At 62.4% G+C, this 2,046-nt stretch carries 4 protein-coding genes and 2 pseudogenes; 1 reads left to right on the plus strand and 5 read right to left on the minus strand.

From position 1 onward, the window contains the following. Positions 1 to 29: 29 nt before the first annotated feature. The 5 genes and pseudogenes from BSG08_RS19095 to tnpA form a co-directional block, all read right to left on the minus strand. Positions 30 to 251 (minus strand): hypothetical protein, encoded by a 222-nt coding sequence (locus tag BSG08_RS19095; protein ID WP_093039430.1) that lies wholly within the window; start codon positions 249 to 251, stop codon positions 30 to 32. Positions 252 to 253: 2 nt separating this feature from the next. Beyond that, positions 254 to 433: pseudogene (locus tag BSG08_RS19370) on the minus strand (transposase domain-containing protein); the annotation flags it as partial. After that, positions 421 to 1,236, minus strand: a pseudogene (tnpC, locus tag BSG08_RS19100) (IS66 family transposase); the annotation flags it as partial. The pseudogenes tnpC and BSG08_RS19370, both read right to left, overlap by 13 nt. Before the next feature lie 60 nt (positions 1,237 to 1,296). After that, a complete protein-coding gene (tnpB, locus tag BSG08_RS19105; protein ID WP_425439316.1) occupies positions 1,297 to 1,569 on the minus strand; it encodes an IS66 family insertion sequence element accessory protein TnpB in 273 nt (90 codons plus the stop codon). 25 nt (positions 1,570 to 1,594) lie between these two features. Then, positions 1,595 to 1,903, minus strand: a complete 309-nt coding sequence (gene tnpA / locus BSG08_RS19110; protein ID WP_245770760.1) for an IS66-like element accessory protein TnpA — start codon at positions 1,901 to 1,903, stop codon at positions 1,595 to 1,597. Between tnpA and BSG08_RS19775 the strand changes: the two genes are divergently transcribed. Beyond that, positions 1,850 to 2,046 (plus strand): hypothetical protein (locus BSG08_RS19775; RefSeq protein ID WP_245770761.1); only part of this gene is annotated, 197 nt, incomplete at its 3' end. The genes tnpA and BSG08_RS19775 overlap by 54 nt on opposite strands.

Genomic DNA, 2,046 nt, shown 5'->3' on the forward strand with positions numbered 1-2,046 from the left:
GTAATCATCCGGCGTAGGCCGCTGCGAGTTCAACGCGCGTGCTCACGGTCCATTTTGATGAGCTCTTGCAGGTTTTCAATCCCGAACGGAGTGAAGGCGATGACGCTGTCGTCGCCAGGGCCGTAGACCCAGATCACGCCATCTTCGGTTTCCATGTCGATGGCGAGATCGAAGATCCGGTCGACGGTTTCGCCCAGTTCGGCTGCAACGCGGTCGATGGTCTTGACGGAATACACCTTGTTGAGCTGCATGATCATGCCGCCTCAGCGAGGGGCCGGGACTTCCAGTTCCATGGCAGAAGTTCATGGATGCGCGAGACGGGCATGTCGGGCAGCCGGGCGAGGACATCGGCGAGCCAGGCCTGTGGATCGACGTCGTTCATTTTGGCCGTGACGATGAGGGTATACATGGCGGCGGCCCGCTCTTCGCGCCACCCCGCGCCAGAAGCGGCACGGTCGTGTCGTCGCCATGCAGACGGTGAGCGGCACGCGCATGGGCCTCGATCAGGGCATGGATCGGCGGCAACGCGACAGTCGCGTGTCCGACCAGGTCTGCCAGGGTCGACAGGCTCAGATCAACGCCTTCACGGGCAAAGCGCTCTGCCTGCCGGTTCAGGGGCTGGTGCTGGCTGTATTTTTCGAAGACGAGCATGGCGATCAGGCTGGGGCCAGCCCATCCACGCGGGATCGCATGGAACGGGGCCGGCGGCTGACTGATCTTCTCGCAGGCCCGGCAGGTGAACTTCTCGCGCACGGTCTGGATCACCTTCCACTGCCGCGGGATTACCTCCAGTGTCTCGGTGATGTCTTCGCCCATCTTCACGATCCGGTCCGAGCCGCAGCAGGTGCAAGCGGCAGGTGCCTCGACAACAACCCGCTCGCGCGGCAGGTGATCGGGGAACGGCTTGCGCACAGAATGGCGGCGCGTGAATACGCGCACCGTGCTGGCCTTTTCAGCCGCATGTTCTGCGGCCAGGCCATCTTCGGTTGCCGCCGTCTCCAGTTCTTCAAGCTGCAATTCCAGTTGATCGATCAACCGGGCGCGTCGTTCTGACGAGATGCCGTATTTGTCACGGCGCAGTTTGGCAATCTCGAGCTTGAGCTCCTGGATCATCGCTTCCGAGCAGGAGACAACGGCGCGGGTCTGTGCCAGCTCGCTTTCCGCAACCTCTGCACGGGCCTCGGCGGCGGTCAGGGCAGCGCGTAATCTGGCGAGTTCGGAGGCGGCTTCAGACATGGCCGATATTTATCAGCCGGGGCCGCGGAACACCAATAAAAACAGGCCGGGTGGCGTAAATTATCCAGCCTTTGCAGGGCGTTGCGTCCAGCGTGGATTGCGCCAGTCAATGCCTTCCAGAAGATAGCCCAACTGCGCCGCCGAGATCTGCACCGTTTCGCCTGACCGGCTCACCGGCCAGATGAATTTGCCCGCTTCCAGACGCTTCAGATAAAGCGACATGCCCACGCCATCATGCCACAGGATCTTGGCTAGATCGCCCTTACGGCCTCGGAAGCAGAAGATCTCGCCCGCATGCCCCGCCGCATATCGGTGACGCCGCCCGCAATCCAAACCTTCACACCCGCCGGAAACGCGATCATTGTCCGTCCACCGCCGACAGGATCCGGGAAAGCGCTTTTGTATCTACGCCCACCGGCACGATGACCCGGCGCCCGTTCGGCAGGACTATCCCGACCTGACAGTCTGGAGGCGGACAGGGATCAACTGAATTGATCTGCGGCGGCGGCGCGTTCGTCACGCCCACCGGCGCGAACGATACCGCGCGAGAAGACCCAAGTTCGCCGTTTCGATACTGCCGCCGCCACGTGGTCAGCAGCGATCGGCAAATGCCATGCCGCCGCGCCGTGGCCGCCGCCTGGCGGTCGCCGATGAAGCTCTCTTCCACAATGCGCAGTTTGTCATCATCCGACCAATACCGGCGGCGATCACCATCGGCAGCAGACAGAACTTCGATTTGAGGGCGGTTGATAAAGTCGGACTTACCATCGGAGCGAACCCAAGATCAGACGGCCGCCCCCGGAGGCTTAC

This window comes from Roseovarius azorensis (assembly GCF_900109455.1).
In the GTDB taxonomy this organism is placed as follows: domain Bacteria; phylum Pseudomonadota; class Alphaproteobacteria; order Rhodobacterales; family Rhodobacteraceae; genus Roseovarius; species Roseovarius azorensis.

What these genes read in the sequence shown, in the direction of transcription:
- BSG08_RS19095 (WP_093039430.1), bottom strand. Translation starts at nt 251, where the DNA reads ATGCAGCTCAACAAGGTGTATTCCGTCAAGACCATCGACCGCGTTGCA.